The organism is Terribium retamae (assembly GCF_022347545.1).
Lineage (GTDB): Bacteria > Pseudomonadota > Alphaproteobacteria > Rhizobiales > Rhizobiaceae > Mesorhizobium > Mesorhizobium retamae.
On sequence record NZ_JAKREW010000001.1, the window covers coordinates 279,887 to 303,103 of the forward strand.

The window sequence follows — 23,217 nt, forward strand, 5'->3', positions numbered from 1 at the left end:
AACGATCTCGACGGGAGGGGCGTGGCTTGTCGCAACGCGATCGGTCGCCGGCATTGCACGTGATGCGGCAATGCCGGCTGGGCGATCACATCTTGACCCACTTGCCGTCGTGCACCATGAACCGGTCGATCTCGACAGGCATCTGCGTCTGACCATCCTGATCGAATGAAACCGTTCCCAGGATGCCTTCGTGCTTGATCGCTCGAATGGCTTCGCTGAGCGCCTGCTTGTCCTCAATGCCCTTTTCCTTGATGACCTCGAGCAGGATCTGCGTCGCTTCATAGGCGTATTTCGCATAGGAGCCGGCCGGATCGGGATAACCCTTGGCCTCATAGGCCTTGTAGAAGGTCTCCAGCTTCGGATTGGTCTGCACGGCGGGTGTACCGACGATCGTGCCTTCGGCCGCTGCCCCGGCGATTTCGATGAACTTCGGATCATAGATACCCGAAATGCCGTACATCGGCAGCGAGCCCATGCCGAGGTCGGCCATCTGGCTGCGCACGAGCGCCGCCTCGGTCACCACGCCGCCGAAGTAGATCGCATCCGGAGCCGCGGCCTTCGCCGTCGTCAGCATGGCGCGGAAGTCGGTCGTTCCGACTGCCGCCGCATCGGAGAACACGATCTCGCCGCCGGCTTCCTTGAAGAAGTCGCCGAACCATTTGGTGTTGGCGGCACCGTAGTCCGTGGTGTCGGAAATGATGGCGATCTTTTTGACCTTGCCTTCTTTGGCAATGGCCTCGGCAAGCGGCTTGTTCTCATTGACTAGCGTCGGCGTTACGCGCGTGACATTGGGCAGGTTCTGCTCCGTGATCTTCGGGCTCACCGCACCCCAGACGATGAACGGCATCTGAGCGCGGTTGAATACCGGAATGGTGGCCAGTGCCACCGAACTGTTCCAATGACCGGTGGCTCCGACGACGGCCGGATCGTTGATCAGCTTCTGGGCAGCCGAAACGCCGACAGCCGGGTCCGACGCATCATCCAGGACGACGCCTTCTACCTGATGCGGGTAGCCATTGGCATTGGCCTCGTCGATCGCTTGCAGGAAGCCGTTGCGGGCACCGAGGCCCTGCTGGGCGTTGCCGCCGGAGAGAGGGCCGATGAAGCCGAGCTTGATCTGGTCGGCGCTGGCCTCAGCCATCCCGAGGGACAGCGCGAATACGGATCCGGCCAGCAAAGAAGAAATGCGCGCGAGCGCGCGGCGCCTGTTAAGCATGGTTCCACCTCTATTATCGTTTTCTGACGCGATGGCCGCGTTCCTTTGGTCCGTGGACCACCATCTGGACGCAACTATATTGCGCCGCTACCTGCCCGCGAAATTCGGAAATTGCTATCCGCTACATCGGAGATTCATTATGTGCTCACTGGGGAGGCACTGGTAATCGTTCGCCTCCAATCGAGCAGATCCAGGAAAAGTGTCTAAAGGTTTCCGTCCGGGATTGCATAAAAACAAAGAGCCAGAGCGCTTCCGTGAGAAATCGGAACGTTCCAGAGAGCGGGTGGTATGGCGGAGCTGTTTGTCCAGCAATTGGTGAACTGGGTGACCCTTGGGTGCATCTATGCTTTGCTGGCTATCGGCTTCAGCCTGATTTTCGGTGTCCTCAACGTCATTCACTTCTCGCATGGCGATGTCGCGATGACATCGCCATTCATCGCACTGGCCGCGGCACAGGCGCTCGCCATCGCGATCGGCGTATCCGGCCCGGTCTGGCTGACCGTTGCCACCTGTATCGCCGTGTTCGCGGTCGGCCTCATCGGTGTCATCCTCGACAAGGTGGTGATCCGCCGTTTCCGAGACGCTCCGGCGATGATGGCGCTGGTCGCCACCGTTGCCCTTGGTATCGTCATTCGCGAACTGATCCGCCATCTTTATCCGCAAGGCTCCAACCCCCACGCATTTCCGCGTCTCGCTTCCGGCGTGGCACTGGAGATCGCCGGCGTCCAGGTCGGCTGGTTCACGCTGCTGGTGGTGTCGTTGACGCTCGTGCTGGTGGTTCTGCTCTTCGCCTTTCTCCGGCTGACGCCGTTGGGTTTGCGGATACGAGCAGCGTCCGAAGATCGCATCGTGGCGCGTATGATGGGTATTCGTGACACACGTGTCTTCCGCGCGACGTTCTTCGTAGCCTCCGCCATTGGCGCGATCGCCGGTCTGCTCTTTGCAAGCTACGCCGGCGTGACCCGCTTCGATTTCGGCGTCATGGCCGGCCTGCTCGGTTTTTCCGCCGCCGTTATCGGCGGCCTGGGCTCGATGCCGGGCGCCATCCTTGGTGGCTTGATCATCGCCGGCATCGAGGTGCTGGCCCAGACCTTCGTGCCGGACGGCGCCTCCTACCGGCTTGTCTTCGTCTTCCTGTTGGTCATTGGCGTTCTACTTTTCCGCCCGGAAGGACTGCTCGGCCGCCCCGTCATGGTGAAGGTGTAGCATGAGCACACATACATCTGCCGAACTGCCTGGCCTGGGCCAGGCTGCGTTTGTGGCGGTTTCCATCCAACTGCTCAGTGCGGCTTTTCTCTATCTAATCCTGAAAGCGGAGGGTGGCTGGCAGGTGATCGGTCTGCTGGCCCTGCTGGGAGCAGGCTTCTACCTGATCGAGAAGCGGCCCCAGATCGCTGATGTCGTCACGGCAAGCTTCTCGCGCGTGCCGGTCGTAGCCCTGATAACCGCTGTCGCCGTCGTGCTGCTGTTTCCGTTCGCGGTCGGCAACAACACCTATGTGCTGCACTTGCTCATCGTCGCGCAGCTTTACGCGGTGCTGGCGCTGGCGCTCAACTTCCAGCTCGGCAGTGCCAATATTCCCAATTTCGCGACGGGTGCCTCGTATGGCATCGGCGCCTATGTCTCGGCATTGCTCGCCATCAATTTCGGCCTGAGCTTCTGGCTGACTTTGCCGGCTGCAGCGATCGCGGCCACGCTGTTCGGTTTCCTCATCGGCATCCCGTCGATGCGCACCCGCGACACCTATCTCGCGCTAGTGACCATCGCTTTCGGCGTGGTCGTGCAGCAGCTTCTGAACAACTTCACTTGGACGGGCGGTCCGAACGGGCTGGTCGGCATTCCGGCGCCGTCGCTGTTCGGTCACTCCTTCGCCAGCCCGTTGGTGGTGTTCGGCTGGAAATTGCCGAGCCAGGCCAATTTCTATTATCTCTCCGCCTTGCTGGTGGTAGTGGCTATCATCACGGCGCACCGCTTACATTCCTCCCGCATCGGCCTCGCCTGGAACGCGTTGCGCGCAGACGAGATCGCTGCGCGGGCGCAAGGCATCAACGTCGCCTGGTTCAAGGTTCTGGCCTTTGCGGTGGACGCCTTCCTGGCAGCGTTCGCCGGTACCATTTACGCTTTCTACGTCTCCTACATCTCGCCCGACAATTTCACTTTCCTGGTATCCGTCACCATCATGACGATGGTGATCGTCGGCGGCATGGACAACATTTTCGGTGTCATCGTCGGCGCGTTCCTGCTGACCATCCTGCCTGAGAAACTGCGCGCCTTCTCCGACTACCGGCTGCTCTTCTTCGGCATCGTCATCATCGCCTTCCTGATGATCCGCCCGCAGGGTCTCTTTCCGCAGCGCATCCGCAGCTACGGAGAAAGCCGGTGAGCCAATTGCTGGAAGTCAATGAAGCGACAATGCGCTTCGGCGGTCTCGTGGCGCTGAATGCGGTCAGCTTCTCCATCGGCCGCGGCGAAGTGCTGGCCGTCATCGGACCGAACGGCGCAGGCAAGTCCACGCTGTTCAACGTGGTCACCGGTGTCTATCGGCCGACGTCGGGCCATGTTCGTTTCGACGGAATCGAGATCACCGGCCATCCGTCACATCAGGTCGTGGCGCGGGGTGTCGGCCGCACCTTCCAGACATCGCGGCTGTTTTCGGATCTGAGCGTTCTCGACAACGTCATCATCGGCATGCACACGCGCACCAAGACGGGGGTTCTGGGCGCGCTGTTCCTGCCCGGCGCGTCGCGGCGCGAGATGGCTGCATGCGTCGAAAAGGCGGAACTTTTGTTGAAGGCAAGCTCCGGCGAGCTCTTCGAGCAGCGTCACCGACCTGCCGGCACGTTGGCGCAAGCCGACCGGCGCAGGCTCGAAATCGCACGCGCGCTCGCTTCCGAGCCAAAGCTGCTGTTGCTCGACGAACCGTCAGTCGGGATGGACGAAGTCGAGACCGACGCCCTGATTGCCGATATCCGTCGCCTGCGGACGGAGCGACCCGAACTTTCGGTGATCCTGATCGAGCACGACATGCGCGTGGTCGAAGCCTTCCCGGATCATGTCATGTGCGTGGATTACGGCAGCAAGATCGCGGAGGGCGATTTCGCGACTGTGAAGTCCGATCCGCGCGTGCAGGAAGCTTATCTTGGCAAGGCGGCCGTCCATGCTTGAATTGAGAGAGGTCGACACCGCCTACGGCCCCGTGCCGATGCTGCGCGGCCTGAGCATCAAGGTGCAGCCTGGCGAACTGGTCTGCCTGCTCGGTCCCAACGGCGCCGGCAAGACAACAACCTTCATGACCGTTTGCGGCGTGGTGCGTGCGCTGCGTGGCAAGGTGGACGTCATGGGCCGTGACATGGCTTCTCTTGGCACAGAGAATCTCGCCGCGCTCGGCGTGGGGCTGGTGCCCGAGGGGAGGCGTCTCTTTCCGAGCCTGACCGTGCAGGAGAATCTCCGCCTCGGCTATGACGCAGTTTCCGGGCGCGGGCCGGATTTCCAGCCGCAGCTCGACAAGATGTGCGACCTGTTTCCGCGCATACGCGAGAGGCTTCGCCAGGCGGCTGGCACGCTGTCGGGTGGCGAACAGGCTATGGTCGCGCTCGCCCGCGCCCTTATCGGAGAACCGAAACTGGTGATCATGGACGAGCCGTCGCTCGGGCTGTCACCCAAGCTGATCGACGAATATTTCGAGATTACCAGCGAAGTGCACCGGCGCGGCACGACCATTTTGCTCATCGAGCAGAATGCCGAGATGGGCCTCGGCATCGCCGACCGCGGCTATGTTCTGGTCAAGGGGCGCGTCGCGCAGGAAGGCCCGGCCCGCGAGCTGTTGTCGTCGAAGGCGGCCAAGAGCCTTTATCTCTGACTTGGATGCTCCCCGTGATTTGCCGCCTTGGCCGGCCTCCGGAGCGAAGTGGCTCGCTTCGGCCGGGCATTTAGGGACAGGCTAAGCATTGCCACGTGAAATCGTAATTTTCGTGATCCGCCCCCTCCAGTAAACCGGGCAGTCAGACCTCCGCTGCGGTTGCAGGAACCCCGGAGGCCAGAGAAGGGCGCGTGAAATGTCGGTCGAAAAAATAGACACGCTTGTCGTTGGCGCTGGCCAGGCCGGGGTGGCCATGAGCGAAAATCTGAGCAAGTGCGGCGTGCCTCATCTCGTTATCGAGCGGCACCGTATCGCAGAGCGCTGGCGGTCCGAGCGGTGGGACTCGTTGGTCGCCAATGGGCCGGCCTGGCATGACCGTTTTCCGGGGATGGAGTTTCCGGATATCGATCCGGATGGCTTTGTCGGCAAGGAACAGGTCGCAGACTATTTCGTTGCCTACGCCAAGATGATTAATGCCCCCATCCGTTGCGGCGTCGAAGTCAAGGAAGTGCGGCGGCTTGTCGGGCGCCCGGGCTTCCGCGTCGAAACCTCGGCCGGCGTCATAGAGGCCAACAGTGTAGTGGCGGCCACGGGGGCTTTCCAGCATCCGATCATCCCGAAGATCGTTCCGGACGATGCCGGTTTGATGCAGATGCACTCCAACAGCTACCACAATCCTGAGCAACTGCCCGAAGGGGCAGTGCTGGTGGTCGGCGCCGGATCTTCCGGCGTGCAGATCGCCGATGAACTCTCGCGTACGGGAAAGCAGGTCTATCTTTCGGTCGGACCGCACGATCGCCCGTTCCGTAGCTATCGCGGCTATGACTTCTGCTGGTGGCTGGGCGTCCTCAACAAGTGGGACGCCGAGACCCCGGGACCAGGAACCGAGCATGTCACCATCGCCGTGAGCGGTGCGCGCGGCGGCGAGACGATCGATTTCCGGCGTCTGGCGGCACGGGGCATGACACTCGTCGGCCGCACCGAAAGCTATGCGAACGGCGTGATGCGTTTCGCGCCGGATCTCGTCGAGAACATCGCGCGTGGCGATGCCAACCACCATGCGCTGATGGACGAGGCCGACGCCTACGCCCTTGCCAATGGTCTCGACCTCCCGGAAGAACCGGAGGCGCGCAAACTCGATCCCGATCCGGCTTGCATGACCGATCCCATTCTCGAACTGAATCTGGCAGACGCGGGGATAACCTCGATCATCTGGGCCACAGGCTATTCCGTCGACTACAGCTGGCTGAAAGTGGAAGCCTTCGATGAGAAGGGCAGGCCGAAGCATCAGCGCGGCGTGTCGAGCGAACCTGACGTCTATTTCCTCGGCTTGCCCTGGCAGTCGCGCAGGGGCTCCAGCTTCATCTGGGGTGTCTGGCACGATGCCAAGCATCTTGCCGACCGCATTTCCACGCGGCGGAAATATCTAGCCTATCACGCTGCCGCCAAACGCCAGACCGAGAACGCCTGACCGATCCGGTTGCGAACTGTTTTCGTCGCTGATTGGCGGGGCTGGTTAGGCGGGTCCTTATCAGCAATGAGAAAGACTGTTCTTTCAGCATTCAGCTCCCCTGACGAATATTCGAAACGACAAATGCGGACATGGGGTCCACTGTCCCATGAGGCGACCCATAAGTCCGATCTGATGGAGACAAGCATGGCGCATACCCGGGTTCGCAAGTTCAATACGAAGGACACTTATCCCGAGCAGAAGCTCGACAATGATCTCTGCCAGGCCGTTGTGGCGCGCGGCACCATGATCTTCCTGCGCGGACAATGCCCGCAGGATCTGGATACGGCCAAGAATCTCGACAGCCACGATCCGGTCGAGCAGACCCATAAGGTCATGCAGAACATCAAGCAGCTCATCGAAGAGTGCGGCGGCAAGATGGAGCACCTGGTGAAGGTGGTGGTCTACATCACCGATGTCCGCCACCGCGAAGCGGTCTACCGGACCATGGGCGAGTATATCAAGGGCGTCCACCCCGTTTCGACCGGCCTGGTGGTGACCGCGCTGGCTCGCCCCGAATGGCTGGTCGAGATCGACGGCACCGCTGTCATTCCGGATTGAGGGCAGGCCATGACCTTCTCCATCGTCGCGCGATGCAGCCGCACGGGCATGTTCGGCGTCGCCGTCTCGTCGTCCTCGCCGGCGGTTGCCGCGCGCTGCGCCTACGCGCAGGCGGGTGTCGGTGCGGTGGCGAGCCAGAACGTCACCGATCCAACTTTGGGAACCCGGGCACTCGACCTGATGGCGCGTGGTGCATCGGCGGGTGAAGCCGTAGCCATTCTGAAGCGCACCGGCGCTTACATGGAGCATCGGCAACTGCTAGCCGTGGATGGTGCCGGCATCAGCGCCATTCACTCGGGCCCGAAAGCGCTTGGTATTTGGGCCGAGGCGCGCGGCGAAAGCGTCGCCTGTGGCGGCAATCTGCTCGCCAATGATGGTGTGCCGCAAGCGATGGTCGATGCCTTCCTGGCTTCGGAAGGACATCTCGGGGACCGCATCATCACCACGATGCGGGCGGCGTTGAAGGCCGGCGGCGAGGCCGGTCCAGTTCATTCTGCCGGCATGAAGCTCGTCCGGGAGGTGGCCTGGCCGGTGGCTGACCTGCGCTGCGACTGGACGGAAGAATGTCCGATCGAGGAACTGGCCAAACTCTGGGACATCTACAAGCCGCAGCTCGACGCCTATGTGACCCGCGCCATCAATCCTTCGGATGCGCCAAGCTACGGCGTGCCGGGCGACGAATAACGGCGCGGCAGAATAAGCAAGCAGGAGCCTTCATGAGCGAACTCAGCCACAAGGACTGGATCGACAAGGCGGCTGCCATCCGCTTCCGCGACAAGGCTTTCATCGACGGTAAATTCGTTGCCGCGCGTTCCGGCCGCACTTTTCCAAGCATCAATCCGGCAACGGGCGAGACGCTGGCCGAGGTAGCCTCCTGTGGCGAGGAGGACGTCGACCGCGCCGTGGCGTCAGCCCGGCGTGCCTTTGCCTCGGGAATCTGGTCCCGGGCGACACCCGCGCACCGCAAGGAGGTGCTGCTGCGCCTGGCGCAATTGCTGCGCGAGAATTTGCAAGAGCTTGCCCTGCTGGAATCGCTGGACATGGGCAAGCTGGTCGTGGACGCCGCCGCCATCGATGTGCCGGGCTCGGCCGGCATCTTCCAGTGGTATGCGGAGGCAATCGACAAGCTCTACGACGAAGTGGCTCCGACCGGCCCCGGCGATCTGGTTCTGGTGCGGCGCGAACCGCTCGGCGTGATCGGCGCAGTGGTGCCATGGAATTTCCCGCTCGATATGGCGACCTGGAAATGCGCCCCGGCCCTGGCTGCCGGAAACTCGGTCGTGCTGAAGCCTGCCGAGCAGTCACCGTTTTCGGCGCTGCGGCTGGCTGAGCTTGCCATGGAGGCCGGTTTGCCGGCCGGCGTGCTCAACGTCGTTCCGGGCCTTGGTGAGACAGCCGGTCAGGCGCTCGGCCGGCACATGGATGTCGACTGTCTCGCCTTCACCGGTTCGACGGCGGTCGGCAAGATGTTCCTGCAGTATTCAGGCCAGTCCAACATGAAGCAGGTCTGGCTGGAAACCGGCGGCAAGAGCCCGAACCTGGTCTTCGCGGACTGCGCCAATCTCGACGCGGCGGCCGACATGGCGGCTTTCGGTATCTTCTTCAATCAGGGCGAGGTCTGCTCGGCCAATTCGCGCCTCTTGGTGCAGCGCGGGGTCAAGGACGCGATGGTCGAGAAGCTGGCCGCGCGCGCTGCAGCAACCCAACCCGGCGACCCGCTCGACCCGGCCTCGAAGATGGGGGCTTTGGTCGACGCACGCCACACAGCCAATGTCATGAGGTTCGTGGAAGCCGGAAAGAAGACGGCGCGGCTGGTGGCTGGCGGCGATCAGGTCACCGTCAACGGCCGCGGCAGTTTCGTCCAGCCGACGATTTTCGACAACGTGTCGCCGCAAGACACCCTTGCTCGCGAAGAGATCTTCGGACCTGTGCTGTCGGTCATCGCCTTCGATGACGAGGAGGAAGCGATCCGGATTGCCAACGACAGCGTCTATGGCCTGGCAGCTTCGCTGTGGACGAACAGCCTTTCGCGTGCACACCGGATCGCCGAGCGTCTGCATGCGGGAACGGTTTCGGTCAACACAGTCGATGCCCTGAGCCCGATGACACCTTTCGGCGGTTTCAAGCAGTCGGGTTTCGGCCGCGACCTGTCGTTGCATGCGCTGGACAAATACACTGCGCTCAAGACAACTTGGATCAAATATTGAGAGACCGGCACGCCTTGATCAGCGCACCGAAACTGGCAACATAGCCGGCCATGCCACTTCGTTTTACGCTCAGACAGCTGGAATATTTCGTTGCCGTGGGCGAGGCGGGATCCATTGCCAAAGCTGCGGAGCAGGTGAACGTCTCGCCGCCATCGATTTCAGCCTCCATCGCCCAACTGGAAACGGAGTTCGGCGTCCAGCTCTTTGTCCGCAAACACTCCCACGGTCTGTCGCTGACCGCTGGTGGCCGTGTGTTCCTGAAGGAAGCAGCACGTCTCCTCGCCGACGCTGATGCCTTGCACGATGTGGCTGGCGACATTGCCGAGAAGGTGAGAGGGCCGCTGGCAATCGGCTGTCTGCTTACTTTCGCGCAGATCATCCTGCCCGCCCTGCGCCGCAGGTTCGAAGAGAGCTACCCCGATGTTCGTGTCCGCCAGTTCGAACGCAACCAGGGGCAACTGCTGGAAATGCTGCAGCGAGGCGAAATCGATGCTGCGCTCACCTACGATCTCGAACTATCGCAAGACATGGCGTTCGAACCTGTCATGCAGTTGCCAGCCTATGTCATGTTGCCTCCCGCACACGCCCTTGCCGGCCGGGAGCTGATATCGCCGGAAGAGCTGGTCAATGAACCGATGGTGCTGCTCGACCTGCCATATAGTCGCGAATATTTCCTGTCTGCTTTCCAGCAAAAAGGGCTTCGACCGTATATCGCCGAGCGCACGGGCGATATTGCAGTGATGCGCTCGATGGTGGCCAACGGTTTTGGCTATGGCATCGCCAACATGCGGCCGCTCAACACGTCATCTCCCGACGGCAAGCCGCTGGTGTTCGTGCCGTTGGGCGGCGACATCCGTCCATTGACCATGGGCATAGCGATGCCAAATGCGGAACATCGCACACAAACCGTGCAAGCGTTTATCCAGCATTGCCGTCGCTTCGTCGTCGAACAGGGTGTGTTCGGGACGGAACGGGTCGTGGGATAATCGCTTATCGGTTGGCTGGTGCTATGCCTTCGACCAGCCGGTCCAGAAGCTTCGCCAACATCTCGTCGCAGCGCTGCATCTGCTCGACGGTGACGAATTCGTCCGGCTTGTGTCCCTGTGCCATCGAGCCTGGACCGCACACCACGGTCGGCGTGCCGATATCGCGGCTGAACAGGCCGCCCTCCGTGCCGAAGGCCACCTTGATGGTGCCGTTGGCTCCGGTCAGCGATTTCACGAAAGCCACGGCTTCCGAATTGGCTGGCGTATCGAGACCCGGATAGGTGTTTGTGATTTCGATTTCGATTGCCGCTTCGGGCGCGATATCTGCGGCACCGGCAGCGATGCGAGCGGCCTCGCCACGCAGCCGCTCCAGGATGACGTCCGGATTGTCGGCGGCGACGTTGCGGATCTCGAAATCGACCTGGCAAAGGTTCGGTACGATGTTGAGCGCCACGCCGCCGTTGATCTTGCCGGCATGGAGGGTGGTGTAGGGGATGTCGTAGTCGCCATCGCGGGCGCCGTTCTGCGCCAGCCGCTCCTGCTCGTTGCGCAAAGCGCTGACGAAGTCGCAGCCTAGGTGAATGGCATTGAGCGCCAGGGGCGCCAGGGCCGAGTGGCCTTCGCGCCCCTTGCAGAGCGCGCGCGCCGCGACCTTGCCCTTGTGGCCGGTGGCAACCTGCATGGAAGTCGGTTCGCCGACGATGCAGAGCAACGGCTTATGTGGAGCGGTGCCGAGCATCTCCACCAGGCTGCGAACACCCAGGCAGCCGATCTCCTCGTCATAGGACAGGGCCAGATGCAAGGGCGTTTGCAATGGGCATTCCGCTCCCTTCAGCGCCGCGGCGACAGCGCAGGCGACAAAGCCTTTCATGTCTGCAGCACCGCGCCCGAACAGCTTGCCGTCCAGCTTCGACATCTCGAAAGGCGGCAGCGTCCAGTCCTGGCCATCGACGGGCACGACATCGGTATGGCCGGAGAGCATGACGCCTGGCCGGTCGGTCGGACCGATCGTGGCGAAAAGGTTGGCCTTGTGCCCGTCGTGATTGTGGATGAGTTGGCACTGGATGCCCTTGGCTTCCAGCAGATCAGCGACATAGCGGATCAGAGCCAGATTGGGATCACGGCTCACGGTCGGGAAGGCGATCAGTCTTTCCAGGATATCGATGCTGTTCATGGCTACGTCTCACATTCGTGGCGACTTTCTAGCATCGGCGCGCAGGATCGTTGAATTCGCATTTGCTTCTGCCCTGCATCGGCTTTGCCATTCTGGGCGGTATGCATGTCTACGGTCGTTAGGCGGCTCCTAAGCGGCACGGAAGAAAACTCTAGTTTTGTGTCGCCGCCGTCCTCCTATGAATAGGCGACAAATATTGCCAGCGCCCGATGCCAGCCGGAGGACAGTTTATGCGCGATCCCCGCTACGACATTCTGTTCGAGCCGATGAAGATTGGCCCGGTCACCGCCAAGAACCGGTTCTATCAGGTCCCGCATTGCAACGGTGGCGGCTATCGCGATCCCTCGGCTGCGGCCGAGATGCGGCGCACGAAATCGGAGGGCGGCTGGGGCGTCATCTTCACCGAACAGACCGAGATGCATCACAGCTCGGAGATCACGCCTTTCATCGAACTGCGGTTGTGGGAAGACCAGGACATCCCGGCATTGGCGAAAATGGCTGCCGCGATGCGCTCACACGGCGCGCTGGCCGGCATCCAGCTCGCCTATTCCGGCATCAACGGGCCGAACCTCTACACGCGCGAGGTGCCGCGCGGGCCGACGGCCTTGCCGATCCGCACCTTCACCAATGACCCGGTGCAGGCGCGCGCCATGGACAAGCAGGACATACGCGACCTGCGGCGCTGGCATCGCAATGCCTTCAAGCGCGCCAAGCTGGCCGGCTTCGATCTTGTCTGCCTTTATGGCGCCCACGGCTTCGGCATCATCCAGCATTTCCTCTCTACCGCCACCAACCAGCGCAGCGACGAGTATGGCGGCTCGCTGGAGAACCGTTCGCGCCTGATGCGCGAGTTGATTGAAGAGGGGCGTGACGCCATCGGCGACACCTGCGGGCTGACGCTGCGGCTCTCGCTGGACGAGATGATCGGCGAACTTGGTTTCGCCAATTCCGAAGTCCGCGACATGATCGAGATGCACGCCGACCTGCCTGATCTCTGGGATCTCGCTCATGGCGCCTGGGAGGATTGTTCGGGCCCTTCGCGCTTCAAAGACGAAGCCGCGCAGGAAAGCCTGGTAGCCGGCATCAAGAAACTCACCTCCAGGCCGGTCGTAGGGGTAGGGCGCTTCACTTCTCCCGATGTGATGGTGAAGATGATCAAGTCCGGCACGCTCGACTTCATCGGCTGTGCGCGCCCGTCGATCGCCGATCCCTTCTTGCCGAAGAAGGTGGAGGAGGGGCGTATCGAAGACATCCGTGAGTGCATCGGCTGCAACATCTGCATCACCGGCGACATGACCATGTCGATCTCGCGTTGCACGCAGAACCCCACCTTCATGGAGGAATGGCGCAAGGGCTGGCACCCGGAACGCATGCAGGCGAAAGGGGCCAGCGAAACCGTTCTGATCGTCGGGGCAGGGCCCGCCGGACTGGAAGCCGCACGGGCGCTCGGCGCGCGTGGCTATCAGGTGGCCTTGGCCGAAGCCGGCAAGGAACTCGGCGGGCGTGTCGCGCGCGAATGCCGTCTGCCGGGTCTCTCAGCCTGGGGGCGCGTGCGCGATTATCGCCAATACCAGCTAAGCCAGATGCCGAATGTCGATATCTACTTCGACAGTCGGCTCTCCGCCGACGAAATCCTTGCCTTCGGCTTCGAGAATGTCGCCATCGCCACAGGCGCCACCTGGCGTCGCGACGGCGTGGCGCGTGCACATGTCGTGCCGATGCCGGCGGATCCGGCCATGCCAGTCTATACGCCCGACGATTTGATGGACGGGAAGGTGCCGAACGGCAACGTCATGCTGTTCGACGACGACCACTACTATATGGGTGGCGTGTTGGCTGAGCTAATGGCGAGACAAGGCGCGAAAGTCACGCTGGTCACGCCATCGGCCTATGTTTCCGACTGGACCCGCAACACGCTGGAGCAAGGGGCAATCCACCGGCGCCTGGCCGAACTCGGCGTCGAGATCGTTCTCAACCGCATCGTGACCCGCGTGATGTCCAGCGGTGTCGCCACGGCCTGCGCCTACACTGGCGCCGAGCGTGACTTCGCCGCAGACGCGGTGGTGCTGGTAACCTCGCGCCTGCAGAACGACGAGCTCTGGAACGAATTGAAGGAACGTCGGGGAGAATGGGCCGACAACGGCATCCGTTCGATCAAGGTGTTCGGCGACGCCGAAGCACCTGGGCCGATCGCCTGGGCAACTTATGCCGGCCACCGTTTCGCCCGCGAACTGGACGAACCGGATATCGGCGATGCTCTCCCGTTCCGGCGCGAGGTCACGGCGCTGGCTGCCGGGTAGAAGATCGCCGCCAGGAATTATTCTCCCATTGTCAGTCAACCCGTTGCCGCCGTTTCACCGACAATATAGCCAAAGGTCAGCGCAGGCCCGAGCGTGATGCCCGGACCTGGATAGGAACCCGACATGATCGAATTGATGTCGTTCCCGCAGGCGTAGAGGCCCGGAATGACACCGCCATCGCGGTTTTTCACCTCGCCCCTGGCGGTGATGTCGAGCCCCATTGTCGTGCCAATGTCGCCGGGAAATATCTCAACCGCGTAGAATGGGGCCTTGAGCGCCCTGACACACGGGTTGGGCTTGTTGTCGGCGTCGCCGAGATAGCGTTGGTAGCTGGTCGTCCCCTTACCGAATTCGGGATCGTTGCCGGCTGCTGCCGCATCGTTGAAGGCCGTAACAGTCCGTTCCAGTCGCACCGTGTCGATACCGCATTGCTGCGCAAGTTCGCCAAGCGATGCGCCGCGCTTCAGGTATCCGCTCCTCAAATGCCTGCCTATTCTTGCCGGGAAGGCGTGGGCCGCTCCCAGACCATAGCGGCGGAGCGCGGTGTGGTCGGCAATCAGCCACGCCGAGCGCTGGCCTTCCTCCAAGAGCTTCGCGATGAGACCCTGGACAAAATCATGATAGCTGACGGCTTCATTGACGAAGCGTCTTCCATCATGCCCGACAGCGATAACGCCCGGTTTGGCACGATCAAGGAAGAGATGCGGGAATGGTCGCCGCGAACCGTCCTTATTGGGCAGCAAGGAGACCGGAGTCCAAAAGCCACCGTTGTCGTTTGTCTCGATGAAGGCAGCGCCGATGGCTTCGGCTGCCGCGATCGCTCCGCCTGTGCTGGATGCGGGCGACATCGAATAATGCGGCAGGCCTTTGCAAACATGGTCGAACCGTTGGGCGCGCCGCGCAGTGTCGTGCGGAAACCCGCCGGTCGCAAGTACGACGCCATGTCTTGCGGAAATGTGCGCCGTCCCATTCGGACCGCGTACTTGCGCGCCGGTGACACGGCCATCTCCGTCCTGGACGAGCTTGATCAACTCATGCCTGGTGTGAAGCGCAATGCCACGCTCAAAAACGGTTTCGGCAAGTCGCCCTGCCACCGCTGCACCCATGACGAGGCGCGTATTTCGTTTCCAGACAATTCGGTCTCCGAGATAGCGAAGCACGGTTTTGGCCGCATAAGCTGCTGATTTGAAGGACCGCGTCAGCCGCAGAAAATGGTAGATATCCGGTCGGCCAAGAGGCATGCCACCAAGAATCGTGAAGTCGGCGATCGGAGGACGCAGGCGATAGAGATTTTGGCCAAGACGCCGCCCATCATAGTCAAGCGCGTCCAGTGATCGGCCACCTTCCGTCGCGCCTTCGCTGTCAGGATGATAGTCCGGCGAAAAGGTGCGATGCGATAGTTTGAGCGCTGTCTTGGCGTGGAAGAAGGCGATCGCTTGCGGCCCTTTTTCCAGGAAGGTGTCGACGAGTTCGGCGTTGAAGCGATTGCCGCTTTCGCCGCGGATATAGGTTCTTGCAGCTTCGCGGCTGTCGGTCATTCCGGCAGCCTGCATCAGTGGATTGCAGGGCACCCAGATGGCGCCACCCGAAACCGCCGTTGAGCCACCGAAAACGTCTGCCTTCTCGATGATGACGGGGTTCAACCCGTGATGGCTTGCAGAAATCGCGGCGGCCATGCCGGCCGCACCCGAACCGACGACCAGGAGATCACAGATCTCGGGAAGTTCAGATGTCGGCATGGATCGGCTCTTCGCGTGGATAACGCCCCATGGCCCATCCGCCGTCGACGGCCAGTACCTGGCCGGTGATGAAGCTTGCCTCGTCCGATGCCAGAAAGCGCACGGCGCGCGCCACATCCTCGGGCTTACCCACGCGGCGAAGCGGAGCGCCGTCGATCATCTGATGCCGTCGCCACGCCTCCGTGCGGATGCGCTCCGCAGTAAGCGGCGTTTCGATCAAACCAGGCGCAACGGCGTTGACGCGAATTCCACTCGGCCCGAAGTCGGTCGCCATCTGGCGCGTCAGCCCGATCACAGCCGCTTTGGAGGCCGAATAACCGCAGGAGTTGAACGCTCCGATCTCTCCGAAGATCGAAGCCGTGTTGACGATAGCCCCACCACCCAGACGCATCATGTGGCCAACCGCCCAGCGCGAGAGCCGAAACAGTCCGAGCACATTGATCTGGAAATAGCGGTCGAACTCTTCGTCCGTCGTCTGCAGGGCATGCGCGCCACGTGCAATCCCTGCATTGTTGACGAGGATATCCAGGGAGAGGCCGGCATCCGCCATTGCCTCGTCGATCACATTGGGAAGCGCCGGATCGGTGACATCGCCGACAATTGACCTCACGCGAGGGTGAGACGCAGCTAGTGTCTCAAGCCCAGCCGTCTCTCGATCGACAGCCACGACATGCGCTCCCGCAGCGAGCAATGCTCGAGCTATCGCCAAGCCGATGCCTTGACCCGCACCGGTCACCACTGCGGTGCGGTTGTCCAAGGCCGAAGGGTTCAGTGAAGAAGATGGAGATAGCAAAAGTGTTCTCCTCAAAAAGCCGCAGTGCCACCGACGGATCGGCCGCCATCGACAATGAGAACCTGTCCCGTGACGTATTCCGCGAATGGGCTGGCGAAAAAGGCTGCGGCATGCGCGATATGTTCCGGCTTGCCGAGCTTCCCCGTGGGCTGCTCCGCCGCCAATTCCGCGACCCCGTCTGGCCGCTCCAGCAGCATGTCCGTCATAATCACACCTGGCGCGATGGCATTGACGGTGATCTGTTTGGCCGCCAGCTCGAGGGCGAGCGCCTTGGTGAGCCCCGCCACTCCCGCCTTCGAGGCAGCATAGTGGGCGTAGTTGCGCGCACCGAAAGCCGCACGCGAAGCCAGATTGATGATGCGGCCACCTTCGGGAAGGACGCGAGCCGCCTGCTGGCAGAGGGTGAACATCGCGATCAGGTTCACCTCATACATGCGGCGGAAATCGTCCGCCGTCAGTTCATTGAATTTCTTCACGTCGAAAATGCCGGCATTGTTGACCAGCACCCGCAAATTTGGGGCGCTGTCAACAAGGCGCTGCGTTGCCGTAGCATCCGTGATGTCGAGGATTTCCGCTCGCGCCTCGTGTCCTTCGGCCCGTATTTGGCGCACTGTTTCATCGGCTGGCGCAGCGGCGCGGTCGACGACGATGGCAGCAAAGCCTTCATGCGCCAGACGGCGGGCGATAGCCCGACCGATACCGGAACCCGCGCCGGTTACAATTGCTTGTGGAAGAACCTGTTTTGGCATTCTGATCTCTGAAAGGGCAGGCGATCCGGCGCAATGGTGAGACGCGCCGGACCTATGTCTGCTCGTTAGTCGGTGCCGAATGTGTTGGGGTCGATCTTGTCGTACAGATTGGTCGTCAGGATCGCAGCCACGGCATCCGGATTGGTACGGTCGACGTCGGCGACCAGCTTGCGCCACTTTTCCTCGAGTGTGACGAATTCATTGAGCACGTCCGTCGGGTCTTCGATGCCGCGGGTTGCAACTGCCTTTGCCGGCAAGGCCTTTGCCACGGAAGCCTGGAACGCGCTCAGCGTATCTTTCATTTCCTGTGTCGGCTCCGAGACTTTGAGACCGCGTTCGGCCGAGCCTTTCAACGCCGCTTCGACGCCGACATGATAGGCCACCTGCGACCGGGCAAGGCCAAGGGCGACCTCATCAAGCAGGATACGGCGCTGCTCCGGCGTCCGTCCGGTCCAGAAATCCTTGTTGAAGACGTATGTCGCTCCCACGACGACCCCCATGGGGAGCGTATTTACCGTCTTTGCCACCTCCCAAAACTTGTTGCCCTTATCGAGATTGGTGGCATCGGACATGGTGCAATCGATGGAGCCGCGCTCCAGCCCCGAATAGACATCCGCGATCGGCACCGAGACCGGAACCCCCTTCAAGGATTGGATCCATTCCGTCTGCGCAGTACCGGCAACGCGGACCTTCTTTCCGGCGACATCGTTCGGGGAGACGATCTCTTTCATGCAGATGAAATTGTAGAAGGGCGTCGAATAGCCGCCGACGAAGACACCGCCATTCTTCGACCATTCGGCCTTGATCTTCGGATTGGTCAGTCCAAGCTCGGTCCAGGCGAAGGCCGCCGCCAGATCATCCTTGGCGACAAAGGCCAGGTCGTTCACCGTGTTGCTGAGCGGGAGTTCGGAAGGCGTGTAAGGCGGATAGACGATGCCAAGCTGCGCCACACCGTCCGAGATCGCCTGCATGGTGGTCGGCGCCGGCACCAGCGCTCCGGAAGAGTAGACCTCGAATTGCAGCGCGCCGTCCGTCGCCTTGGCGACATCCTTGGAGAACTGCTGGTACGGAAACTCGTTGAGAATGTGCGCAGGCGCCATCCAGTTCGTGGCCTGGAAGGTATCCGACCACGCGGCCGAGGTCAGCAACGTCAGTGCCGCTGTTCCTAAAAGCAATTTTCTCATCTCTCACTCCCTTTTTTGTTTGGTTGTTGGTGTGGTCTTGTGGCGCTGAGACGGTCCGCTATCGGCTCATCATCAGATTTGGCAGCCATAGGCTGATCTGCGGAAACGCGATCAATGCAGCCAGCACAAACAGATCGACGATGATGAACCAGGTGACGCCCCCGAAAATCTGGTTGAGCGTAACGCGATCGCCGAGCGCGGATTTGATGACGAAGACGTTCATGCCGACCGGCGGACTGATCAGTCCGATCGTCATCAACTTGATGACCAGAATACCGAACCAGGTGAGATCGATGCCGTGGCTGCTGAGCACGGGCACCAGGACCGGCATGGTGAGCAGCATGATGGAGATTTCCTCCATGAAAGTACCCATCAACACCAGGATGATGCAGATGCAGATGACGATGGTCATCGTCTCGTAGCCTTCAAAGAAGCCCATCACCCAGGTCGGGATGGTGGCGAGCGCAACGAAACGGGCAAACAACGCTGCGCCCAGCACGATCATGAAAATGGCAGAGGTGCCGGAGGCCGTGTCGATGAGGGCACGCCGCAACATCGGATAGTTGAGCCGGCCGCGGATCGCCGCAATGATGCAGGCCAGGAAAGCGCCGACCGCTCCGGATTCTGTTGCGGTGAACGCACCCGTGAAAATGCCTCCCATGACGATGAAGGTGATCACCGGCAGCGGCCAGGCATCGCGGATAAGCGCCCATTTTTCGGCACCTGTCGTCTTGTCGACGTAGCGTGGCGCAAGTTCGGGATTAAGCACGCAGCGCAGCGTGATCATGATGATGAATGCAGCCGCGGTCAGGATGCCCGGCACCACGCCTGCCATGAAAAGCGTGTTGATGGAGCTGTCGACCAGCAGGCAATAGACGATCATCAACACCGAGGGCGGTATCAGCGCCGCGAGCGTGCCGGATGCGGCGACTGAGCCGGTCGCCAGGCCAGGATTGTATTTGCCATCCAGCATCTCGGGGATCGCGATGCGCGAGAAGGCTGCCGATGTTGCGACGCTCGAGCCGCTCGCCGCTCCGAACAGGGCCGAAGCAAAGACAGTGGAGGAGGCAAGCCCGCCTGGAATGCGGGCAAGAAAGATGCGCGCCGCGCCGAACAAGCCGCGTGTCAGCCCGGCTTCGACAGCGACGAACCCCATGAACAGGAACATCGGAATAGCGGAAAGATTCCAGTCGCCGATGAGGTTGAAGGGGATCGCCTTCGAGATGCCGATAGCAGGGCCCAGGCCCATCATGGCCCAGATTCCGAAGAAGGCGGTGCTGCCCATGGCCACGCCGATCGGCACACGGATACCGATCAGCGCGAGAATGGCAAATATGCCGATGAAGCCGATTTCCAGCCGTTCCATCTTGGCCCTCTTAGATTTCTACGGCGGAATGGGCTGCTTTCATGCGACCGCGCTCGCCCATCAGGATGCGCATCAGCAGCACGATGACGACGAGACCGAAACCAAAAGGCAGCAGGAACTTCGCGGGCCAGGTGGTGACACGCCAGATTCCGTCGACTGTTTCGTTGATCTTCCAGGCGTGAACAGCAACGCCCCAGGAGAACCAGGCCAATACGCTGTAGTAGATTGCCGAGACGATGTCGGCCAGGATCAGCATGATCTTCTGCGCGCGTTCCGGCACCTTCTCGTAGATCACCTCGACGACGATGGAGCCGCCTGAAACCTCCACCCACGCCAGGGGCAGGAACACCGCTCCGATCATGTAGTAGGCCGCGACCACTTCCGCCGTACCGGGCAGCGGCGCGTTGAAAAGATACTTGCCCAGCACATCGACCATGACGTGAAACATCATCAGCAGAACGGCCAGGCCCGCGACCCATGCCAGCAGGCGGGTCAGCGTTTCGGCTATTTTCACCATGATTTCCTCCCTCCCGTGGCGTGCATCACTGCATTCGGTAACCGCCATTGATGTCGATCACCGCGCCGGTGATGTAGGCGGCATCCGGCCCGATCAGGAACGAGACGGCACCCGCGACGTCCTCCGGTGTTCCAAGCCGCTGGAGCGGGATGTTGCTTGAGGCCATCCCATCATTTTCCGGAGGAAGAGACTGCCGAAGCATCGGCGCATCGATCAGGCCGGGAGCCACGGCATTGACCGTGACACCCAATGCGGCCGCTTCGCGCGCACCGGCCTTGATCAGACCAAGGATCGCGGTTTTGGATGCGATATAGGCCGCGCTGGAACGATACCCGCCAAGCTGTGCAGCAACGGAGCTGAAGCCGACAAAACGACCGTTGGCGATCTGTCGCCGGGAAGCTCCACGCAGGAACTCGCGCAACAGCAGGAACGTTCCAGTGGAGTTCACCGACTGCGTACGTTCCCAGTCGGCAAGAGTGATGTCGACGATAGGGGGGCGCTCACCATTGCCTGCAAAGAGCAGGATGCCGGCGGCGGCGACGACCTGATCAATTTGAGTTCCGCGTGCGGCAGCGTCTGCAAAAATGGCGGCCACGTTGCTTTCGTTGGCAACGTCGAGGGCAATCGCGCGGTGACCACGACCTGGCAGGCCGGCAATCGCAGACTCCGCCTTCTGCACCGAAAGATCGGCGGCAAGCACGGAATAACCGTCCTGTGCCAGGCGCGAGACAATAGCTTTCCCGATGCCACCGGCGGCGCCGGTGACCAGACAAACAGTCGACATGCAGAGAGGCTCCTCCCTCTTGAGTGAGGCCACAATGAACACATTATTAGGATTCTCGCAAACAAAAATCGTGCAAATTGACAATTTTGGATACATTATGTGCATATCAGCAGGAGGCCACGTCTTTGACCGATGCCCATACCAGCACTGAGTTCGTCATCGAGCGTATCCGCGAAGCGATCCTGAGCGGGGATCTGCGCCCGGGCGAAAAATTGCATCAGGACAAGCTCGCCGACATGCTGGGAATTTCGCGCACACCGCTGCGGACAGCGCTGACCGCGCTTACCCAGAGCGGTCTGGTTTCCTACGAAAGCAACCGCGGCTTCTATGTCCGCGAGTTCTCGTTTTCGGATGTCGCCGGCGCCTTCCAGGTCAGGGCTGAATTGGAAGCGACGGCCTGCCGCTTGGCTGCCTTCAACATGTCGGAAACGGCCGAAAGGCAGCTGTTCGAGCTCGTCGAAGAAGGAGACCGGCTATTGTCGCCCGGTTCGCTTTCGCCCGAGAATCTGGTGCCCTACCGGCGCATGAATGTTGGCTTCCACACCGCGATCATGGAGTTCGCCGCCAACCCCTGGATAAAGACCTTCGTGGAGAGCCTGCACAACGTGCCGCTCGCTTCTGATCGTGTGATCATGTGGCGCGACTTCTACGTCATTCGCCGGTCGCACGACGACCATCATCGTATTGCCCGCGCCTTGGCCAAAGGGCAGGGCGAGCGTGCTGCCGCCATCATGCGCGAGCATATCACCTTCGCGCTCGAGCACCTGCACACGCAGTTGGAGGAATATCCCGAGGATTTCCTGCGCGTCCCGACGGCCGACACACGCTCATCGAAAACCCGCACCCGCAGACGAAACCGGAGGCCTGCAGCATGACGATCAGACTTTTCTTCTCTCCCGCGTCTCCTTTCGTCCGCAAGGTTATGGTCTGTGCCCATGAGCGAGGACTTGCCGCCGAAGTCGAGAAATTGCCGTCGGCCGCCTGGCCGGTGAAGCGGGACGAAAACATCGTTCGACACAACGCTTCCGGGAAAGTTCCTTGTGCGCTGGTCGACGATGACGCGCCTATCTTCGACAGCCGTGTCATCTGCGCCTATGTCGACTCGCTCGCATCGCAAGAGGGCTCGTTATATCCTCAAGACGCGCGCCGCTTCACTGTTCTCACGTTGGAAGCTCTCGCCGACTCCATCCTCGATGCAGCACTCCTGTGCCGCTACGAATCGGTTTTGCGCCCGCAGCAATTCTTCTGGGAAGACTGGTATCGCGGTCAGATGGAAAAGGTCGATTCAGGCCTCGACGCCTTGGAACATAACTGGTTCCCTGAAATATCCGCCGATTTCCATGCCGGTGCCATCGCTGCCGCCTGTGCACTGGGTTATCTCGACTTCCGCTTTGCAGACAAGGACTGGAGAAGCGGGCACCCAGAGCTGGCCCGTTGGTTCAGCGAGGTTTCGCAGCGTCCGTCCATGACGTCGACATTACCCCATGCCTGAGCATACGAGCCGCCTGCTACATGCCGCCTCGCTCATGAACGCGAGGCGGTATAGAAGCCTCGATGAAAACGGGTTGAGGCTCTCTGTCGTCAATCGCAACGACTAGAACTCACGCGTTCAAGGCACCGGCTATTGAGGAATGCACCGCTATAGCTCCATTTGCGTTCGCTATTCCGTGTTGGTCATTGACGACAAGCGCCACGCCTAACATGGGAAGAATAGCCTTCGGGCTCTCGGTCACCAGGCAACTGTCGAGTGCTTCTCCGCAGATGAAACCAGAGCTGCGCAGATACATGAGCAGGTCCAGCAGCGGGTTCCAGAATTTGCCGAAATTGGCGATCAACAGGGGCTTTCTGACCAGCTCCTGTTTATGCAAAGCGACGATCTCTGCCAGTTCCTCCATGGCTCCGACACCGCCGGGCAATGCGATGAAGGCGTCCGCACGGTCAAACATGGTCCGCTTGCGTGCCTGTGGATCGGCAGCGATCACGAAGTCATCGGCAAAAGGCAAGCGATTGGTGTTAGTTCCTCCCGGGTGAGCCAGCACCGCTGTCACACGACCACCGCATTCGGCGGCCGCGATCGCTACCGTTCCGGTCAAATCTCCAACGCTCCCGCCGTAGACGAGATGAATTCCCTCGAGTGCGATCGCTCGGCCGAGTTCGGCAGCAGACTTTTCAAATTCGGCACTGGTCCCGGGATATCCTCCGCAAAGCAGGCACACCGTTCTCAACGAGTCCCTTGAACGGTCCCGGAGATTCGGGATCACTCCAGTCATGG

22 protein-coding genes are annotated in these 23,217 nt (G+C 61.2%); 12 read left to right on the forward strand and 10 right to left on the reverse strand.

What is annotated here, in order from left to right; genetic code table 11:
• Positions 1-85 precede the first annotated feature (85 nt).
• The gene (locus tag L4923_RS01275; RefSeq protein WP_239361466.1) at positions 86-1,216 is read right to left on the reverse strand and encodes a branched-chain amino acid ABC transporter substrate-binding protein; all 1,131 of its coding nucleotides are present in this window, start codon (positions 1,214-1,216) and stop codon (positions 86-88) included.
• 288 nt (positions 1,217-1,504) lie between these two features.
• Here L4923_RS01275 and L4923_RS01280 point away from each other — a divergent pair, with 288 nt between their 5' ends.
• The 9 genes from L4923_RS01280 (at position 1,505) to L4923_RS01320 (ending at position 10,339) form a co-directional block, all read left to right on the forward strand.
• Positions 1,505-2,422: a branched-chain amino acid ABC transporter permease gene (locus L4923_RS01280; protein WP_239361467.1), complete on the forward strand. Its 918-nt coding sequence runs from the start codon at positions 1,505-1,507 to the stop codon at positions 2,420-2,422.
• Between the two features lies 1 nt (position 2,423).
• A complete protein-coding gene (locus tag L4923_RS01285; protein ID WP_239361468.1) occupies positions 2,424-3,599 on the forward strand; it encodes a branched-chain amino acid ABC transporter permease in 1,176 nt (391 codons plus the stop codon).
• Complete coding sequence (locus tag L4923_RS01290; RefSeq protein WP_239361470.1) at positions 3,596-4,381, forward strand: ABC transporter ATP-binding protein; 786 nt, start codon at positions 3,596-3,598, stop codon at positions 4,379-4,381. Before L4923_RS01285 ends, L4923_RS01290 begins: the two co-directional genes overlap by 4 nt.
• Positions 4,374-5,075 (forward strand): ABC transporter ATP-binding protein, encoded by a 702-nt coding sequence (locus L4923_RS01295; protein ID WP_239361472.1) that lies wholly within the window; start codon positions 4,374-4,376, stop codon positions 5,073-5,075. The genes L4923_RS01290 and L4923_RS01295 overlap by 8 nt, the downstream gene beginning before the upstream one ends.
• 196 nt (positions 5,076-5,271) lie before the next feature.
• The gene (locus L4923_RS01300; RefSeq protein ID WP_239361474.1) at positions 5,272-6,546 is read left to right on the forward strand and encodes a flavin-containing monooxygenase; all 1,275 of its coding nucleotides are present in this window, start codon (positions 5,272-5,274) and stop codon (positions 6,544-6,546) included.
• Between the two features lie 186 nt (positions 6,547-6,732).
• Positions 6,733-7,146: a RidA family protein gene (locus L4923_RS01305; RefSeq protein WP_054309235.1), complete on the forward strand. Its 414-nt coding sequence runs from the start codon at positions 6,733-6,735 to the stop codon at positions 7,144-7,146.
• Between the two features lie 9 nt (positions 7,147-7,155).
• Entirely contained in the window at positions 7,156-7,830 is a 675-nt protein-coding gene (locus L4923_RS01310) for a DUF1028 domain-containing protein (RefSeq protein ID WP_239361476.1), read from the forward strand.
• Positions 7,831-7,862: 32 nt separating this feature from the next.
• Positions 7,863-9,353 (forward strand): aldehyde dehydrogenase, encoded by a 1,491-nt coding sequence (locus tag L4923_RS01315; protein WP_239361478.1) that lies wholly within the window; start codon positions 7,863-7,865, stop codon positions 9,351-9,353.
• Positions 9,354-9,403: 50 nt separating this feature from the next.
• Positions 9,404-10,339, forward strand: a complete 936-nt coding sequence (locus L4923_RS01320; protein ID WP_239361480.1) for a LysR substrate-binding domain-containing protein — start codon at positions 9,404-9,406, stop codon at positions 10,337-10,339.
• Between the two features lie 4 nt (positions 10,340-10,343).
• Here L4923_RS01320 and argE read toward each other — a convergent pair whose 3' ends face one another.
• Positions 10,344-11,513 carry an acetylornithine deacetylase gene (argE, locus tag L4923_RS01325; RefSeq protein ID WP_239361481.1) on the reverse strand — a complete coding sequence of 390 codons (1,170 nt, stop codon included), beginning with the start codon at positions 11,511-11,513 and terminating at the stop codon, positions 10,344-10,346.
• A gap of 230 nt (positions 11,514-11,743) precedes the next feature.
• Between argE and L4923_RS01330 the strand changes: the two genes are divergently transcribed.
• The gene (locus L4923_RS01330) at positions 11,744-13,813 is read left to right on the forward strand and encodes an oxidoreductase (RefSeq protein ID WP_239361483.1); all 2,070 of its coding nucleotides are present in this window, start codon (positions 11,744-11,746) and stop codon (positions 13,811-13,813) included.
• Between the two features lie 35 nt (positions 13,814-13,848).
• On the opposite strand, the gene L4923_RS01335 is transcribed toward L4923_RS01330, so the two are convergent.
• From L4923_RS01335 to L4923_RS01365, 7 genes are all read right to left on the reverse strand, one after another.
• Positions 13,849-15,552, reverse strand: a complete 1,704-nt coding sequence (locus tag L4923_RS01335; protein ID WP_239361488.1) for an FAD-dependent oxidoreductase — start codon at positions 15,550-15,552, stop codon at positions 13,849-13,851.
• The gene (locus tag L4923_RS01340; RefSeq protein ID WP_239361490.1) at positions 15,539-16,309 is read right to left on the reverse strand and encodes an SDR family NAD(P)-dependent oxidoreductase; all 771 of its coding nucleotides are present in this window, start codon (positions 16,307-16,309) and stop codon (positions 15,539-15,541) included. The genes L4923_RS01335 and L4923_RS01340 overlap by 14 nt, the downstream gene beginning before the upstream one ends.
• 47 nt (positions 16,310-16,356) lie before the next feature.
• Positions 16,357-17,094, reverse strand: coding sequence for an SDR family NAD(P)-dependent oxidoreductase (locus L4923_RS01345; RefSeq protein ID WP_239361492.1), 738 nt, complete (start codon positions 17,092-17,094; stop codon positions 16,357-16,359).
• Positions 17,095-17,159: 65 nt separating this feature from the next.
• Positions 17,160-18,278 (reverse strand): C4-dicarboxylate TRAP transporter substrate-binding protein, encoded by a 1,119-nt coding sequence (locus tag L4923_RS01350; protein WP_239361493.1) that lies wholly within the window; start codon positions 18,276-18,278, stop codon positions 17,160-17,162.
• Positions 18,279-18,336: 58 nt separating this feature from the next.
• Complete coding sequence (locus L4923_RS01355; protein ID WP_239361495.1) at positions 18,337-19,644, reverse strand: TRAP transporter large permease; 1,308 nt, start codon at positions 19,642-19,644, stop codon at positions 18,337-18,339.
• Between the two features lie 10 nt (positions 19,645-19,654).
• Positions 19,655-20,161, reverse strand: coding sequence for a TRAP transporter small permease subunit (locus L4923_RS01360; RefSeq protein ID WP_239361497.1), 507 nt, complete (start codon positions 20,159-20,161; stop codon positions 19,655-19,657).
• Positions 20,162-20,186: 25 nt separating this feature from the next.
• Positions 20,187-21,041 carry an SDR family NAD(P)-dependent oxidoreductase gene (locus L4923_RS01365; protein WP_239361503.1) on the reverse strand — a complete coding sequence of 285 codons (855 nt, stop codon included), beginning with the start codon at positions 21,039-21,041 and terminating at the stop codon, positions 20,187-20,189.
• A gap of 29 nt (positions 21,042-21,070) precedes the next feature.
• Here L4923_RS01365 and L4923_RS01370 point away from each other — a divergent pair, with 29 nt between their 5' ends.
• Positions 21,071-21,820 (forward strand): GntR family transcriptional regulator, encoded by a 750-nt coding sequence (locus L4923_RS01370; RefSeq protein WP_239361504.1) that lies wholly within the window; start codon positions 21,071-21,073, stop codon positions 21,818-21,820.
• Positions 21,817-22,437: a glutathione S-transferase family protein gene (locus tag L4923_RS01375; RefSeq protein WP_275448190.1), complete on the forward strand. Its 621-nt coding sequence runs from the start codon at positions 21,817-21,819 to the stop codon at positions 22,435-22,437. Before L4923_RS01370 ends, L4923_RS01375 begins: the two co-directional genes overlap by 4 nt.
• 109 nt (positions 22,438-22,546) lie before the next feature.
• Here L4923_RS01375 and L4923_RS01380 read toward each other — a convergent pair whose 3' ends face one another.
• Positions 22,547-23,215 carry an LOG family protein gene (locus L4923_RS01380; protein WP_239361506.1) on the reverse strand — a complete coding sequence of 223 codons (669 nt, stop codon included), beginning with the start codon at positions 23,213-23,215 and terminating at the stop codon, positions 22,547-22,549.
• Positions 23,216-23,217: the final 2 nt, after the last annotated feature.

Coding starts and splice junctions, on each gene's coding strand:
- L4923_RS01275 (WP_239361466.1), bottom strand. CDS start 1,216: ATGCTTAACAGGCGCCGCGCGCTCGCGCGCATTTCTTCTTTGCTGGCC.
- L4923_RS01280 (WP_239361467.1), top strand. CDS start 1,505: ATGGCGGAGCTGTTTGTCCAGCAATTGGTGAACTGGGTGACCCTTGGG.
- L4923_RS01285 (WP_239361468.1), top strand. CDS start 2,424: ATGAGCACACATACATCTGCCGAACTGCCTGGCCTGGGCCAGGCTGCG.
- L4923_RS01295 (WP_239361472.1), top strand. CDS start 4,374: ATGCTTGAATTGAGAGAGGTCGACACCGCCTACGGCCCCGTGCCGATG.
- L4923_RS01300 (WP_239361474.1), top strand. CDS start 5,272: ATGTCGGTCGAAAAAATAGACACGCTTGTCGTTGGCGCTGGCCAGGCC.
- L4923_RS01305 (WP_054309235.1), top strand. CDS start 6,733: ATGGCGCATACCCGGGTTCGCAAGTTCAATACGAAGGACACTTATCCC.
- L4923_RS01310 (WP_239361476.1), top strand. CDS start 7,156: ATGACCTTCTCCATCGTCGCGCGATGCAGCCGCACGGGCATGTTCGGC.
- L4923_RS01315 (WP_239361478.1), top strand. CDS start 7,863: ATGAGCGAACTCAGCCACAAGGACTGGATCGACAAGGCGGCTGCCATC.
- L4923_RS01320 (WP_239361480.1), top strand. CDS start 9,404: ATGCCACTTCGTTTTACGCTCAGACAGCTGGAATATTTCGTTGCCGTG.
- argE (WP_239361481.1), bottom strand. CDS start 11,513: ATGAACAGCATCGATATCCTGGAAAGACTGATCGCCTTCCCGACCGTG.
- L4923_RS01330 (WP_239361483.1), top strand. CDS start 11,744: ATGCGCGATCCCCGCTACGACATTCTGTTCGAGCCGATGAAGATTGGC.
- L4923_RS01335 (WP_239361488.1), bottom strand. CDS start 15,552: ATGCCGACATCTGAACTTCCCGAGATCTGTGATCTCCTGGTCGTCGGT.
- L4923_RS01345 (WP_239361492.1), bottom strand. CDS start 17,094: ATGCCAAAACAGGTTCTTCCACAAGCAATTGTAACCGGCGCGGGTTCC.
- L4923_RS01350 (WP_239361493.1), bottom strand. CDS start 18,278: ATGAGAAAATTGCTTTTAGGAACAGCGGCACTGACGTTGCTGACCTCG.
- L4923_RS01355 (WP_239361495.1), bottom strand. CDS start 19,644: ATGGAACGGCTGGAAATCGGCTTCATCGGCATATTTGCCATTCTCGCG.
- L4923_RS01360 (WP_239361497.1), bottom strand. CDS start 20,161: ATGGTGAAAATAGCCGAAACGCTGACCCGCCTGCTGGCATGGGTCGCG.
- L4923_RS01365 (WP_239361503.1), bottom strand. CDS start 21,041: ATGTATCCAAAATTGTCAATTTGCACGATTTTTGTTTGCGAGAATCCT.
- L4923_RS01375 (WP_275448190.1), top strand. CDS start 21,817: ATGACGATCAGACTTTTCTTCTCTCCCGCGTCTCCTTTCGTCCGCAAG.
- L4923_RS01380 (WP_239361506.1), bottom strand. CDS start 23,215: ATGACTGGAGTGATCCCGAATCTCCGGGACCGTTCAAGGGACTCGTTG.